A 14593-nucleotide genomic window follows, 5' to 3' on the forward strand; every position below is an offset into this window, starting at 1 on the left:
TTCCGGTAACGATAAAACAGGCAGAAAACGATTTTTGAAAACAGGCAAACGTGTACAAACACGCATATTTATGCGCATAACACGGAAATACGGGCATCATATATATTTAGAAACCTGCACAAACGAATGCTCAACACTTCCAAAAATGTCGATTTATGCCGAATAAGTCCGTTTTTTAAGCATTTCGGCACCGATTCGGGCATTGAAAATCGGCAAACCCGCACCCGGTTCCGCACATACGTGCACATATCTTTCCTTTTAAAACCTTACTTTATTTGGCCTAACAAACCACATACAAAAGGAAACCCGGTACGAATAACGCACCGGGCCAAAGTTCTTCTCGGAATATTTTTTCCTTATCAGAAAGTATCAAATAGCGATTTCTTCACCACCGTTTCTTTTTTCTGCTTTTCCGCTAGGCCTTTCAGATCTTCCACTATTTCCGGATGTTTCTCCGCCATATCGAAGCGCTCCGTCGGGTCCACGTCCACGTTAAAGAGCATTGGGCTTTCTTCATGATTTTTTTTCGGATACTTCCCGAAACGATCGCCGTATGTGGTCAGATACATTTTCCACGGGCCTTTCCTTACGGCGCTCAGCTCGCTTCCTTGGTAATAGAAAAAGTTTTTGTGTATCTGGTCCACTTCAGCATTAAAAGCCGGCAACAGGCTTCGCCCGTCAAGCGGGTTGCGCACTTTGTCTTTCGACGCCGTCATATCCGCCGCCGTGGCGATCAAATCCATCTGGGAGGCTATACCGCGAAAAACTCCCGGCTTAACCGTACCCGGCATCCAAGCGATTCCCGGAACGCGCATACCACCTTCCCAGGTCGTCCCTTTCCCGTTTCTCAAATGACCTGAAAATCCTCCCTGAAGATTCCAATAAACGGCTGGTCCGTTATCACTGGTAAAAAAGACAAGCGTATTCTTGTCCAAACCGGATTTTCTGAGCTCGTTGAGAATCTGCCCGACGCTCCAATCAATTTCCTCAATGGTATCGCCGTATTCACCGTTCAAGCTTCTCCCCGCAAAATCGGCGCTGGCCGTGATCGGAACGTGCGGCATGGCGTAGGCCAGATACAGAAAGAAAGGTTTTTCGGAATTGGAACGGATAAATTCCAAAGACTTTTCCGTATATCGTTTTGTCAAAACGTCCTGCGCCGGCTCCACTTCCAGCAGCTTTTCATTTTCATAAAAAGGAAGGTCAGGATAGCCTTTCGGCTTTTTTCTTCCCCAGCCAGTACACATGTCATTAGAATACGGGAGACCATAGAAATAATCGAAACCGTGCTGGTTCGGCATATATTCCTTCAGGTGGCCCAAGTGCCATTTTCCCACCAAAGCGGTTGAGTAACCCTGTTCGTTCAGCAATTCGGCAATGGTTTGCTCCTCTTTCGGCATTCCTTTTACGGACTGCGGAAAGAGAACCACACGTCTATCTCCGTACAAGCCTGTTTTTACGGGTAGGCGTCCCGTCATCAGCCCTCCCCTACTCGGCGAACAAACCGCCGAAGCCGTATAAAAAGAGTTGAATTTCAGTCCCTCGTTCGCCATTCGGTCGATATGCGGAGTGGCTACGCTGGGGTGGCCGTAAGCGCCCAAATCCCCGTAGCCCATATCGTCGGCGTTTATGATAATGATATTCGGGCTGTCTTTACGATCGTTGTCCTTAGAACAGGAAGCGAATAACAGACTACACGCCACGCCCAACGTCATGTTTAAAAACTTGTTCTTTCTCATCTGATATAAAATAAAAATACCCTTACCTTAACCGCTGAATTCAGCCAACCGAAAATGCCTCTGGTGAAAATCGCTTTCGATTTACCCTGACCGAATTCCTGTGCCAATGTAAAAGATCAAATGAAATATCTGGGGGCGCAATCTATCCAAACATCTCAGTACGAACATTTGGAAGTCAGATTTAAATCATAAGTAAACGAATACCCTTTCGGCCCAAACAACGTATACACACCAAAAAAACATTTTGACCACATCAAACCCCACCGTACTTTTCGACGGAGTCTGCAATCTTTGTGACAAGACCGTCCGCTTTGTGATTCGCCACGACCGCAAGGCGAAGATAAAATTCGCCTCGCTACAATCAGCCACCGGACAAAAGTTGCTGGAACGGCACGGACTTCCGGTTCAGGATTTCGAAACGTTTGTGTTTATAGAAGACGGGCGGGCCTACACCAAATCCACGGCTGCTCTAAAAGTTCTTTCCACTCTCGGCGGAGGATGGAAAGTATTGGCCGCGTTTCGGTTTGTCCCTGAAAAAATACGGGACTTCGCCTATTTGTGGATAGCGAAAAGAAGGTATAAGCTATTCGGGAAAAAAGAGGTTTGCGAGCTTCCGTTACCCAGCGTGAGGGAAAGATTTTTGGGGTGATGTTTTGGTCTTAGGTATCAGGTATTAAGTATTAGGCACTGAATCCATGTGCTACCTAATACTTAATACCTAAGACCTGATACTCCCCCTCTCTAAGCATTCATCTCAATGCCCATTCGCTCCATTAGCTTCGAGGCGTTGAAACTTTTGCAGATTCCTTCCTTGAGTTTATAATCGAAATTGATCTCGTCGCCGTCGATGTCGCTTGAAAAATGGAAATTCTTCAGGTAAGAAGATTCCACCGCCATTTGGCCCAGTTCCAAATCGTGTGTGGAAACCATACCGGTACATCCGTTTCTGTTTAGCTGACGAATCAAGGCCGCCGCGCCGGCGTGTCGGTCTTTTGAGTTTGTCCCTTTCAGAATTTCATCCAACATAAAGAACACGGGCACTCCCTCCCCCAATCGGTCCAGAAGCCCGCGGATACGGCGCAACTCGGCGTAGAACGACGACACGTTCTCTTCCAGACTGTCCGAAGTCCGCATGCCAGTGTAGACTTGCATTACAGATATGCGCATGGAATCCGCGCAAACCGGAGCGCCGCCAAGCGCCAAAACGGCGTTTACGCCAACGGTACGCAAGAACGTACTCTTGCCGGACATATTCGACCCTGTAACCAAACAGACGCTCCCGTCGCCGGAAAGGCCGAAGTCATTTGTCACCCGCCTGTCGGACGGGATAAGCGGATGGCCCAAACTCTCGGCCTCGAAGGCGTAACGTTCGTCTGTCACTTTCGGGAAACGGTAAGCGGGATTCGCAGCCGAAAAGCCCGAAATACTGGCCAAGGCTTCGATATTGCCCACGGCTTCGAACCACGACCTTATGCTGGATCCGTATTTTTTGCGCCAGCGAACGGCTTTGATCAGCCAGTAGAGGTCCAACAGGAAAAGAATATCCATTGCCGGATAAAAGATATTGGCCCGGCTATTCAAGGCAAACAGAATCTTGTTAAGCTTTTCCACGGCCTCGGAAGCTTTGGTCCCCTCAAGGTCAAAAGTCCGCGCGAGCTCTTCCAAGGTTTCCGTCTTAAAACGTTGCGTTTCGATATGCTTGATCAAAGACTCGTAGCCCGCCAAGCTTTTTAAGGATTTCTCGCTTCCGTCGGTTACGGTTTTTACTGCCTTTTGCAACGAGAGCAGATAAAGCGTGTTCACTATCGCTAGCAAACCGGAAATGCCCAAAGGAATTATGTCGAAAAACGCCAATGCCAAAGACGTGATAAGCGCCAGCGATAGCAGGAAAAACAGGTAATAGAATTTGCCCCCGGGCATAATATAACTATCCGATTCCAGCCATTCGTACAGCCGGTCATCGGTGTTTTGTTTACCGGCGCTCATTCTGCCTTTGGCCTGCAATTCCTGTCGCCATTCCATCCGCTCACCGAGTTCCAATACCGCCAATTGGCGGGCCTGTACCGTGTCCCGGTCCGCCGGAGCGGAGAGCCAAGTGGCCATTACTCTCCGGCCTTCCTCGGTATGTGCCCGGTTTACCAGGGCGTACAGCGAATTGTTTCCGAAAATATCGAGATCGGCCACGTATGCGTGCGCAGGGTCGGTAAACTCGTCGCCACCGTCCAGACCTTTTAAGTCTCCGGAAATACGCCTTAGCTCTTCGGCGTTTATTTCGGCCAGACAACGGTAGAATTCTTTCCGCTTGACGGTACGTCGGTGCCAGATAATCAAAACGACGAATACGCAGACAAAGACCAACCCGGTCATCCACATCGCCTCCCCGTTCTTGATGTTGGCCAAATAGACTTCCAGCACAATCGCTATGGAAAACCAAACCAACCGGGCGGTGCTCAAGATCCGGTATCTTTTTAATTCGTTCTGAAAAAGGCCACGGAAATGGGCTTCCCGCTCCTGAAAAATTTCGCTAACGTCTTTACTCATGTTTCGCTTGAAATAATTTACTCAGTAATATAAAAACAGCACCGCTCCGAACAAACAGAATTCGGACAATAAACCCATACTCCGATACCGATGGGAAATGAGAAGTAAAGACGGAAACATTCGCTTAGGAAATACGGTAAGTCTCCCGATTTTCTTACAGCCTGCCCCGCTCATTTGCGCTTTGGTTTATCTTATGTATTCAAATATCCTAAAGCGCTTCCTGATCCGTTTCGAATCTTCCCTCCGACATTATGAAAAAAAACGTATCAACTCTCATCCTCGTCGTTCTTCTCGCATTGGCCGGGCTGTTGCTTGCCCGTACGTTAATATTCAGCTCAAAACAGATCGATGCCAAAACGGCGGAAGTGATCCCGCTGGATAACCACGTTGCGGAAACCCTCTCCCGGGCCATCAAATGCCAAACGGTCTCTTACGAGAACAAAGCGCCCAACGGACCCGAATTCCGAAAACTTCACGAAATTCTGAGAGAAGCTTTCCCAATGGCTCACCAAAAACTGAGCGTCGACACCATTAACCAATATAGCCTGCTGTTTACGTGGAAAGGCCGTGACAAATACAAAAAGCCCTTGCTCCTGCTTGCTCACCAAGACGTAGTGCCCGCCGGCGACGACTGGAAAGAGCCTCCGTTCTCCGGAAAAATCGTGCAGGACACCATCTGGGGCCGTGGTTCGCTGGACGACAAGGTGGCCGTAGTAAGCATTCTCCAAGCCGTGGAATCGTTGCTGAAAAATAATTTCGTTCCCGAAAGGGATATACTCTTGGCTTTTGGTCATGATGAGGAAATCGGCGGAAGCCAAGGAGCGGAAAAAATCGCGGAGCATTTGAAATCGCAGGGAATAGAAGCGGAATTCGTACTTGACGAGGGTTTGATGATAACGCAAGGTATGGTGCCGGGCATCGAGAAAGACGTGGCGCTGATAGGCATTGCGGAAAAAGGCTACCTGAATGTAGATATCACCGCTGTGGTGGACGGCGGGCATTCGTCCATGCCCAAAACTTACGGAGCCATAGACGCCGTGGCCCGGGCGATCACCAAACTCAACGAAAGCCCGTTTACGGCGCATATCACACCACCGGTGGACGAATTTCTGGACCATATCGGCCCCGAGATGTCGTTCACTTACCGTGTGGTGTTCGCCAACCGCTGGCTTTTCGACCCGATGATTATCGGCATTTACGAAAAAACGCCCGCCGGCAACGCACTAGTCCGCACCACCATGGCCACAACTATTTTCGACGCCGGCTACAAAGCCAACGTAGTGCCCCGAAAAGCGAGCTCGACGGTGAATATAAGAATGCTCCCCGGCGACGACCGCGAACAGGTGCTTTGGCAAATGCACCACTCTATCGACACCACGCTGGTAAAACTCCATGCGATGGAATACGAATACGCCTCGGCTTCGAAAGTTTCGAGCACCAAAACGTTCGGATACAAAGCCGTAGCCACTACGGTAAGGGAAATTTTTCCGGAAAGCCTGACCGCCCCGAACCTCCTTATCGCCGGGACGGATTCGAAACATTATTCCGGAATCAGCCCGAATATCTATCGCTTTCTTCCCGTCAGGATCAATCCTGCCAGTGTAGAACAAATTCACGGCAAAAACGAGCGCATAGCTATCCAAGATCTGAAAAACTGCGTGCGGTTTTACCGAAGGCTAATACAGAATACCTGCAAGTGACCTGCTGGCGCAATCTATTTTTTCCAACGGAAACGCTCGACCCTGGCCAAGAAAGAAAACACATCCTTGGCTATGGCACCTCTGGGAACCCGATAAGGATCTTGGTTTGGGCGCACAATATCTTTCTCTACGGTTACCGCCAAGTCGAAATATTTGGAGGCTATTTCGCACGAGATATCATCATGGTCGCCAAAAGGGAATGACAGATACCGGACAGGCTGATTGATCAGACGCTCAAGATCCGCCTTGGATTCCCTCATTTCGGTGTCTACCCTTTGTTTCTGTTCTTCCACAGTCTCAAAATCCAGCCTTTCGGGAAATCTGTTTTCCAAATCCTTGATCAAGGTTTGGGCATAATCAGGCTTCTCGAAGAAATCCTTTCCCAGACTTTGAATGTAATCTTTCACCTCAGGCTTTAGCTTCCCTTGCCTTACGGCGATGTTGTTTCTGCTGGGAAATACCGGCAACCCGATATACGGACATTCGCCATAGCGATTCACGTCACTGTAATGCACACCGTATTTGGGATGCGACTTCGTATTGCGGTTATCCCAAACTCCCAAGATTCGATCTTCATAGAATGACCGAGCATGCACGTTAAGGTGGCCCTCAACATCAAAATGATCTTTAACGGAGTTCAACTCCGATACGCTCATGAAGTCGGGCGATTTTCCCTCGACAAAAAACTGTGTGTTAGCCTCGCCCATTGTCACTGGCTCCACCAATTCGGAAAAGGCTACTTTCCCGTTCCAATAATCTTCCAGAGTCGGCCTCATCTTCCCGATGTCCGCATCTTGGTTAATCCGCGAAGCCACCGCAAACAAGGTCGCCTTAATCTTATGTTTCTTCAGTAATGGATAAGCGTAGACTAAATTGTCAACATAGCCATCATCAAAAGTTATCACCACCGAAGTACGCTTCGGCTTCCATTCGCCTTTCAAATAAGCGTGTACCTCATCCAGAGTTACAATATCAAAAAACTGTTTCAGGTATCGTAACTCAAAGTCAAACTGTCTCCACGAAGGTTCATAGCCTAACCGGGGAAGAATCTTATGGTAATATATTATGAATAGATTAGGACTCGCCTTCATAGATCTCATCGAATAATTGTATATACTTCTCCACAGTCTTTTTGATAGAGAACGTTTCTCCTGTCCGCTTCGCCTCACGTATAATGCGTTCCTCTTCTTCTGGGCTAAGCCCTAACATTTTCTCCATCTTTGCGGTCATTCCCTCAAAATCACCGACAGGGACCGTAAAGCCGTTTTCTCCGTCTTTCAAGTAACTCCCAATGCCACCGGCCAAGGTAGATAAAGTCACTTTTCCCATAATCATAGCTTGGATAACTGAGCCCGCCACGCCCTCAAGGTTGGACGACAAAACATAATAATCGGCCATATCCAACAGTGCGGGAACGTCATTACGGTAACCTAAGCCAATCACCCGGTTGCCTACGTTCATTTTACGGGCATGCTCCATGGCCACAGTATCGGTTGATCCTCCGGCCAACACAAGCAATGCGTCAGTGTCTTTTACTTTGGCGAAAGCCTCTATAAGTTTGTCTTGTGCCTTAACTTTAGGGTTCCAGTTCGCTACGTTTATAAAGACTTTCTTGTCCTCCGCTATTCCCAATTCCTTTCTCAAGCGTATGCGGTTTTCCGTATTCGGCTGGAAAAGATCCGTCGGCACTCCACTTTGTATCGTCACCAACTTTTCCGGGTAAAAGTTATCTCGCTTCATTTGCTCGGTAACTCCTTCCGACACTACCACAATCTTATCGGCGATATGGTACTTGAAAATCTTCGACAACCATCCCGACTTCCGTCCCGACCGTTTGACGCTTATTATGCAGGGTTTGGTACGCATAAATAACTTGGCAATGGACAAATAGCCCACAACCTTCGGTGAATTGGCCACGACAAAATCAAACCCCTCCCTATCAATAATACCGGCCAATCGCCTAGCTTGGGAAATGCTCCAACGGCTATTCTTGCCTATATATTCGTACACGTGTTCAGTCACATCAAATGGACGTAGCTTATCACGCATCTCATCATATTGATCCGCTAAAGCAATGTGAACGTCAATCCCTTCCTTTTTCAGACCTTTGGTTACCAAATAAGTCTGTTCTTTTGTGCCTCCCCAACCAACTCCGTTGATTAGCATCAAGACTTTGTAATTCCTATTCATTATATATTTCAGCCCCCCTATCAAACAATCAAAAATCCCACAGGAGAAACTCTGTTATTCCGTTAAACTAACATTTGACAAAAATACTCAAGTTATCAAGCCCCTTGAGATAGCGTTGAAAAAATAGTAGAGCTATTTTATTGCAAGATGGTTTTTCCAATAAAAAACTTTCGTTCACTACTCGAAATTCGCATGATCACATCATTTAAACCAAATACAGGAATAGAACGATACGAAAACTAAATCAAACAGATTTATAGTCATTTAGAAAATGATGTTTTCCAAAATTATACATCAGCGCTATTTATCAATCTTCTATCTCAAAACCGTGTTTGGCTTTGGCGTATGAAGCAAGGCTTTTTATCAGTTCCTGAGCGCTGTCGTCAAGTTTGTTTTCGATAAGCCACGTTCCGTAAAATCCCAAAGCAGTCTCGCTCGGTTGGTCGGCCTCCCATTCGGCTATGAATTTTTTCAGATAAGAATTTGACGACGTTTCCAAGTCGAAAAGGTATTCGGCCTGATCGTCTTCGGTTGCTTCGGCCAAAAGACGACGTTTTAGGTTTTTCAAATACTCGTCATACTCCGCGGATATTTCCTGTTTCTTTCGCTCGTAGCTCTGTTTCCTTTCCCGCTCTTCCGCCAACTTTCTTTTGCGGTCGGCCTCAGCGGACATTCCCTCAAATTCCTCCTGATAATAACCCGATTTCAGAGCCGTAATCAGATAACCCGTCTTGTTTGCCACCTCGTCCAAAGCGCTTACCTTCTTCACATAAAAATCGGTCAATGCCTTTCCGTACTTCTGTTCCAGTTTCTGGATAGTTGCCGGCTTTATTCCCGTTGCCGGTTTGGCAGCCGCTTTTCCTTCCGCCACTAGGTCCAGGCTTAACTGGCCCGCTTCCTGTTCCGCTACAATCCAAGCCGGGCTTTCCTCCATTGCAGGCGCTACCGGTTTTTCTTTCTTTTTCTTTGGCTTCTTTTCGGCTTTCTCCTTCGGAATCATCGGAGGCGAAGGCAAAAGTGTCATATCCATTTTGTCTTCCTGATTCTCCTGTTCGGAAGGTACGTTCTGCACGTTTTTCGACATATGGAAAATCAGCCCGACCACTTTACGGCCTTTTTTCTCCACTTCATACTCCACGTAAATATCGGACAAGGCGTTTATTTCCTTTACCGACACTTCGATCACATATTTCTTAAAATCGAAAAAGCGGTTGTACTTATCACCCACATACAGCATATCTTTCAAGTATTCCAAATCGAATTTCCTCGACCGGATTTTGGGATAATATTGCGCCAGCAATTCGTAAATACGGATAGAATGGGCGCTGCGAAAGGAAAAGACGTGCTTGAGAAAATAGCTGGTGTAATTGTCCTTTAGGTTCAGCAAGAAAGGTTTCATCTGCGGCGAGAACTGAACGGTGATAAAGTTCTTGCCTTTCTCGCCCTCGGCCACGCTAATAAAGGCCATCGAACGCCACTTGTCGCCCTGCTGTAGATAAATGGCGCTATTGGTAAGCCCCACCGCCGCCTCTCGGATATCGTTATATTGCTGGCCTTTCACCTTGTCGTTGGGCCCCAATCCCAAAATCTCCGAAATCGAGATATGGTAAGGGATAAAATCCGCGTCGGTGATTTTGATCCTCGCCGCCATCAGCAATATGATTCTCTGCTGCATCAACGTAAACCGGCTCTTGGAATTAATGAGCTCGTTACTCTTAACTATCTTGTAGTCCTTGTACATCTCCAGCGAGGTCTGCGTTTTCATAAGCGTCGTTGATCTTTTGGCGCCAAAAGCGAGAAATAATTAATTCGTCGTTCAAAATAGGGAAAACGAAAATAGACGCAAAGCACGGCGACATATTACGAACGAGATTTTCTTAAAAACTAGGCCATAAAACCGGCGCAGGTTCCTAAAAGTGAGTTTTTCTTAACCTGGCAGATCTTACACGTCACAATTGGAAGCCCTAGAAGCGAGAAATTCTTAATCGAGAACCCTTTCTTTAGGCAAAGAATACGCTTGAAGTGAGCAAACCTTAACGGCAACTCCAAAACGAAGATTTTCGAAGCCCCTTAAGGTGAGTATTTCTTAAGAAGGGTAACGGAGGTATGCCTTTTAGGAAGCGATAGACACTTTCAATAGATGGTTTTTAAGAAAAGCTCGTCTAAAAGGAACTGTTTCAGCCTCTTTGGTTAAGAAAAACTCGTCTTTAAAGATTAAGCAAAACACCCATTTAAGAAAAACTCGCTATTGGTTAAGAATCTCTCGTACATAAATTAAGAATCTCTCGCCTAAGCTTAAGAAAAACTCGTTTTTTTTTAAGAATCCCTCACCTCAACTTAAGAAAAACTCGTTCTATATTAAGAAAAACTCGTCTGGAAGGCTTTTTAATAACTGAAAAACAATGAGTTACGATAACCGAAAACATTAAAAACAATTAAAAAAATAAAACAACAAAACATTTTTAAAGGAGAGAAAGCCCCTCGTTTTGTTGTCTGTTTTTTTCGTTTTAAAAAATGTAGAAAAGAGAAATGATATCCGTCAATTGAAAAGCTTAATGTAGCGTTCCAATTCAGCTTTCAATTTTTTCGCTTCTGTTAACTTCTTCTCGCCTTCTGATTCCTTAATTCGATTTATAGATTCAGTTAAGAAAAGTTCGCTTTCAACTATTTGTTTAGTTCTGACTTCCCACACAGGCTCTTCCTGTATTGTCGGTTTAGACGAGTCTTTCTTAACAGTTCGTTTCTCAACCCTAGCCTTTTCCGCTTGCGTTCCGATCTCTTTTTCCGATTCAAGTTTCGGAATAGAATCGGACTTCGAAAGGCTCTCGATATCGGCTTGCTTTACTTTGAGTTTGCCCGACAGAATTTTCGTTTTTATCTCCGGATTTTCTTCCGCCAGTTTGTCGAGTCCCGTTGCGTAGTTCGCCGCGCGTTTCACGCTTTTCGGACTCATATTGTTCTCCTTGGCAATTCGTTCAGCAGAATTAGACTTTTCCTGTTTTTCGTTGTGTTTTGTCAAAGGGTCATTTTGGCCCATTGATTTCTCCCCAACGAAATCATGATTATCTATTTCCGTGTTTTCATTGTACTTTGTCAAAGGGTCATTTTGACCCATTGACCCTTTGTAACCGCCACGGTCTTCTTTTTCCCTATTGTAGCGAAGCCCCACCAAGTAGATTTTCTGCTCTTTGCTCAGGTTCCGTCGCCCAAGCTGGTTGTCGATCATCCAGTCTTTGGCGGTTTGCAGGTCACTTACCTCAATCGCTTTCAGCGGAAAGTCGAGCCCGTGTGTGGTGCAGACCCGGTGGCGGTTGTGGCCGTCTACCAATACGTACTCGTCGGTTTGCTTATTGTGCCAATACAGCAAGGGCTCACGACACCCCTCTTTGAGTATGTTCGCTTCCAGCTGTTCGAATTCCTCGTCTACCAACGGCGGAATAAGGTCGCGGAGCTCGTCGTATATGCGGATTTTGTTCTTGATCTCGGCGTCTTGGGCCAGTTTCTTGTCTTTGGCCAAGGCTATAGTCGGGATCAGTCTTTTTCGTTTATTCATGGGTCAGTTCGTTACAAACAGCCATATAGTCTACGGCGCCATTACTTTTAGGGGCGTAAGTGAAGATGTCCTGGCTCAGCATCGTGGCTTCGCTCAGGGCCATATTGTTCCGGATCACGGTTTCGAATGTCCGGAAATACGGAAAGCTCTCTTTTACGTGGTTCATGATCGTCTGGTGGTTGATCGTTCTTTTGTCTACCAGCGTAAAGAGGATTCCTTCCAAATCCAGCTTTTCGTTCAGTCCGTCTTTGATTTGGTCCACCGTTTTCAGGATCGTGTTCAAACCTTTTATGGCCAAAGTCTCAGGCTGTATAATAAGCACGAAACTGTCAGAAGCGATCAGGGCGTTTGAAGTTAGGATGCCGAGCGAGGGCGGACAATCCAGAAGGATGTAGTCGAAGTTGGTGATATGCTTTTCGAGGACTTTACGCAAACGCAGGTATCCGTCCGGACGTTGGTGGAGTTCCACGTCGGCGAGGGAAAGGTCAACGTCTGAAGGGCTGATGTATAGGCCATCGCCGATCTCCTCCAGCGGCAGTTCGTCGCCGTTTACCAAAGCGTCGTAAAGCTGTACCGTCGGCTCGTCTATCCCGAAGCACTGGCTGAGGTTGCCCTGCGGGTCCATGTCCACCATCAATACCCGCTTGCCTAGCATCGACAGGGCTTTGCCCAAATTGGCTGTTGTTGTGGTTTTGCCCACTCCCCCCTTGTGGTTCACCATCGCGATAACCTTGGCTTCCTGCCCGTCGGCCGTTTCCCGGTATCCGTATTTGAGTAGCACAGGCCCTATCTTGTCGAGGTGGCTATCATTCAGGGCCCGTTCCCCCTTAAGCACTTTGCTCAGGAGTCCGGTTGAGAGGTTGGCCTCCTTTTCCAAGGCCGAAAGGGAAAGTGCGGAGTTTTCCTTCAAAAACTCCGAAACCGTGTCGTTACTCAGCTTCATGACCAAAATTTTTCTCTTGAAAAATGATTTTGTCTGCGGAATCGTCCGCTAGGGCAAAGTAGGCAAAAAAATTTAGATGACTAAATTAATGGTCAAATTAAGTTTAAAAACTTGATTTTTGACTAAATATATAGTCATTCATAAACTTGAATTTTTTGAAGACAAAACGGCGAACTTGTGGTTTATATGTTGAAAATAGAAAAATAGATATCTATGAGTCTGGGTTTCTATTATTAATAAATGATTAGAAGTCAATAAGATGCGAGTTTATGTGTGGATTGAGGGAATTCGGATAAAATAGAAAAGCATTGTATTTATAGCCTAAACGTTGGTGTAGTATTCTAGAAAAACAGACCGATTCACTACATTTTCGAGAATGTCGTTTAGGAAATAAAACGGAAAAGAACGCCTCAGTGGCCGGTTTTCGTTTCTGGCGACAGGGCTTGGCTTTCATCAATGTAATTCTCAAATTAGCCCCGTTTGACGGTTCGGAATGGTCATCCGGGCCGTTGTCAAGAGATTTTATAGTAATAGTTTTATGAGGATTGTTGATATTATTCAGCGCAAGCGCGATGGGCACGAGCTCACGAACAAGCAAATCGTGACCTTGCTCGACAGTTACTTGGAGGGCACAGTGCCCGACTACCAAGTGTCGGCGTTTCTGATGGCGGTGTATTTCCGCGGGATGACGGATGCCGAGCTGAAGACTTTCACCGACTGCATGATGCGGTCCGGTGATTTGGTCGAGTTCCACGGAGTGAATAAATTCCTGGTGGACAAGCACAGTACTGGCGGTGTCGGCGACAAGACCACGATAGCCTTGGCTCCGCTTTTGGCGGCTTTCGATATCGGGACGGCCAAGCTTTCGGGCAAAGGTTTGGGCCATACAGGCGGCACCATCGACAAGCTTGAGGCCATCCCTGGCTTTACGTTTCCTGAAACCCGTGACGAATTGGTTAAGAACGTCAACGAAACGGGAATCGGGATTATGGGATATTCCGAGAATATAGTGCCCTTGGATAAGCGTCTGTACTCCCTGCGTGACGTTACGGCTACCGTATCCAGTATTCCGCTTATCGCCAGCAGTATCATGAGCAAGAAATTGGCGGTTTACGCCGATGGTATTATGCTGGATGTAAAGGTAGGTGCTGGCGCTTTTATGAAAAATGAGGAAGACGCTCGTCTTCTGGCCAAAACTATGTTGGGCATCGGTAAAAGCTTCGATCGGAAAATGGTCGTGCACCTTACCAATATGGACCAGCCTTTAGGTTTGGCCGTTGGTAACAGCCTGGAAGTAATCGAAGCCATCGAGACGCTGAAAGGAAACGGTCCGGAGGATTTTACCCAACTTATCCTTCACCTTACTGGTACGGCATTGTTCCTAAACGGTAGGGCCGAAACTATAGAGGCGGGTACCGAAATGGCCGATCGCATGATCAGTACGGAAGAGCCTTTGGAGAAAATGAGGATGTTTATCCGCTCTTGCGGTGGTGATGCCGGAATCGTTGACGACTATAGCCGTATCCCGGTAGCGACAAATACCTTGGACGTATTAAGCAAGGAGTCTGGATATGTGTCTCAAATCGAGGCGGAGGAAATTGGAAAGGCCGCTATGATTTTGGGTGCGGGCCGTCCTACAAAAGAGTCTGTAATCGACCATTCGGTTGGTTTGGTGTTAAATAAAAAGGTTGGAGATAAAGTGAAAGCCGGAGAAAAACTGGCGACGCTTTATTATACTGGTGACGAACATCTGCAACAGGCCTCGGAAAAGACCGTTAAGGCTTTCAGTTTTAGTATCGAGCCGGTTCCGGCTTCACCTGTGTTGTTGGACACTATCCAAGAGTTATAAAATCAAGAGAGAAATAAATTGGTCAAGAGAGGGCACGGGTTTTCTTTTGTGAGAGCCTTGCGTCCTGAAAACTACTTA

The 14593-nt window shown here is 46.7% G+C and carries 10 protein-coding genes; 3 read left to right on the forward strand and 7 right to left on the reverse strand.

The window, feature by feature from the left end:
* Window positions 1-359: 359 nt before the first annotated feature.
* On the reverse strand, window positions 360-1739 hold the full coding sequence (locus AABK39_RS25715) for a sulfatase family protein (protein ID WP_338395919.1): 1380 nt from the start codon (window positions 1737-1739) through the stop codon (window positions 360-362).
* A 244-nt stretch (window positions 1740-1983) separates the two neighbouring features.
* Between AABK39_RS25715 and AABK39_RS25720 the strand changes: the two genes are divergently transcribed.
* Window positions 1984-2388: a thiol-disulfide oxidoreductase DCC family protein gene (locus AABK39_RS25720; protein WP_338395920.1), complete on the forward strand. Its 405-nt coding sequence runs from the start codon at window positions 1984-1986 to the stop codon at window positions 2386-2388.
* A 92-nt stretch (window positions 2389-2480) separates the two neighbouring features.
* Here the strand turns inward: AABK39_RS25720 and AABK39_RS25725 are convergent, their stop codons facing one another.
* Window positions 2481-4280, reverse strand: coding sequence for a MutS family DNA mismatch repair protein (locus tag AABK39_RS25725; protein WP_338395921.1), 1800 nt, complete (start codon window positions 4278-4280; stop codon window positions 2481-2483).
* Between the two features lie 251 nt (window positions 4281-4531).
* On the opposite strand from AABK39_RS25725, the gene AABK39_RS25730 reads away from it, so the two are divergent.
* On the forward strand, window positions 4532-5980 hold the full coding sequence (locus tag AABK39_RS25730) for a M20/M25/M40 family metallo-hydrolase (protein WP_338395922.1): 1449 nt from the start codon (window positions 4532-4534) through the stop codon (window positions 5978-5980).
* A 14-nt stretch (window positions 5981-5994) separates the two neighbouring features.
* On the opposite strand, the gene AABK39_RS25735 is transcribed toward AABK39_RS25730, so the two are convergent.
* The 5 genes from AABK39_RS25735 to AABK39_RS25755 all read right to left on the reverse strand — a co-directional run bounded on the left by AABK39_RS25735 (window position 5995) and on the right by AABK39_RS25755 (window position 12666).
* Window positions 5995-7080: a polysaccharide deacetylase family protein gene (locus AABK39_RS25735; RefSeq protein WP_338395923.1), complete on the reverse strand. Its 1086-nt coding sequence runs from the start codon at window positions 7078-7080 to the stop codon at window positions 5995-5997.
* Complete coding sequence (locus tag AABK39_RS25740; RefSeq protein WP_338395924.1) at window positions 7055-8170, reverse strand: glycosyltransferase family 4 protein; 1116 nt, start codon at window positions 8168-8170, stop codon at window positions 7055-7057. Before AABK39_RS25740 ends, AABK39_RS25735 begins: the two co-directional genes overlap by 26 nt.
* Before the next feature lie 307 nt (window positions 8171-8477).
* Window positions 8478-9935, reverse strand: coding sequence for a replication initiation protein (locus tag AABK39_RS25745; RefSeq protein ID WP_338395925.1), 1458 nt, complete (start codon window positions 9933-9935; stop codon window positions 8478-8480).
* A gap of 774 nt (window positions 9936-10709) precedes the next feature.
* Complete coding sequence (locus AABK39_RS25750) at window positions 10710-11723, reverse strand: ParB N-terminal domain-containing protein (protein WP_338395926.1); 1014 nt, start codon at window positions 11721-11723, stop codon at window positions 10710-10712.
* Window positions 11716-12666: a ParA family protein gene (locus tag AABK39_RS25755; RefSeq protein WP_338395927.1), complete on the reverse strand. Its 951-nt coding sequence runs from the start codon at window positions 12664-12666 to the stop codon at window positions 11716-11718. The genes AABK39_RS25750 and AABK39_RS25755 overlap by 8 nt, the downstream gene beginning before the upstream one ends.
* Before the next feature lie 538 nt (window positions 12667-13204).
* Here AABK39_RS25755 and AABK39_RS25760 point away from each other — a divergent pair.
* Entirely contained in the window at window positions 13205-14515 is a 1311-nt protein-coding gene (locus AABK39_RS25760) for a thymidine phosphorylase (protein WP_338395928.1), read from the forward strand.
* Window positions 14516-14593: the final 78 nt, after the last annotated feature.

Source organism: Fulvitalea axinellae (assembly GCF_036492835.1).
In the GTDB taxonomy this organism is placed as follows: domain Bacteria; phylum Bacteroidota; class Bacteroidia; order Cytophagales; family Cyclobacteriaceae; genus Fulvitalea; species Fulvitalea axinellae.

Bases quoted from the DNA above. Each gene is read 5' to 3' on its own strand.
- AABK39_RS25750 (WP_338395926.1), bottom strand. From the start codon at position 11,723: ATGAATAAACGAAAAAGACTGATCCCGACTATAGCCTTGGCCAAAGAC.
- AABK39_RS25745 (WP_338395925.1), bottom strand. From the start codon at position 9,935: ATGAAAACGCAGACCTCGCTGGAGATGTACAAGGACTACAAGATAGTT.
- AABK39_RS25740 (WP_338395924.1), bottom strand. From the start codon at position 8,170: ATGAATAGGAATTACAAAGTCTTGATGCTAATCAACGGAGTTGGTTGG.
- AABK39_RS25755 (WP_338395927.1), bottom strand. From the start codon at position 12,666: ATGAAGCTGAGTAACGACACGGTTTCGGAGTTTTTGAAGGAAAACTCC.
- AABK39_RS25735 (WP_338395923.1), bottom strand. From the start codon at position 7,080: ATGAGATCTATGAAGGCGAGTCCTAATCTATTCATAATATATTACCAT.
- AABK39_RS25725 (WP_338395921.1), bottom strand. From the start codon at position 4,280: ATGAGTAAAGACGTTAGCGAAATTTTTCAGGAGCGGGAAGCCCATTTC.
- AABK39_RS25760 (WP_338395928.1), top strand. From the start codon at position 13,205: ATGAGGATTGTTGATATTATTCAGCGCAAGCGCGATGGGCACGAGCTC.
- AABK39_RS25715 (WP_338395919.1), bottom strand. From the start codon at position 1,739: ATGAGAAAGAACAAGTTTTTAAACATGACGTTGGGCGTGGCGTGTAGT.
- AABK39_RS25730 (WP_338395922.1), top strand. From the start codon at position 4,532: ATGAAAAAAAACGTATCAACTCTCATCCTCGTCGTTCTTCTCGCATTG.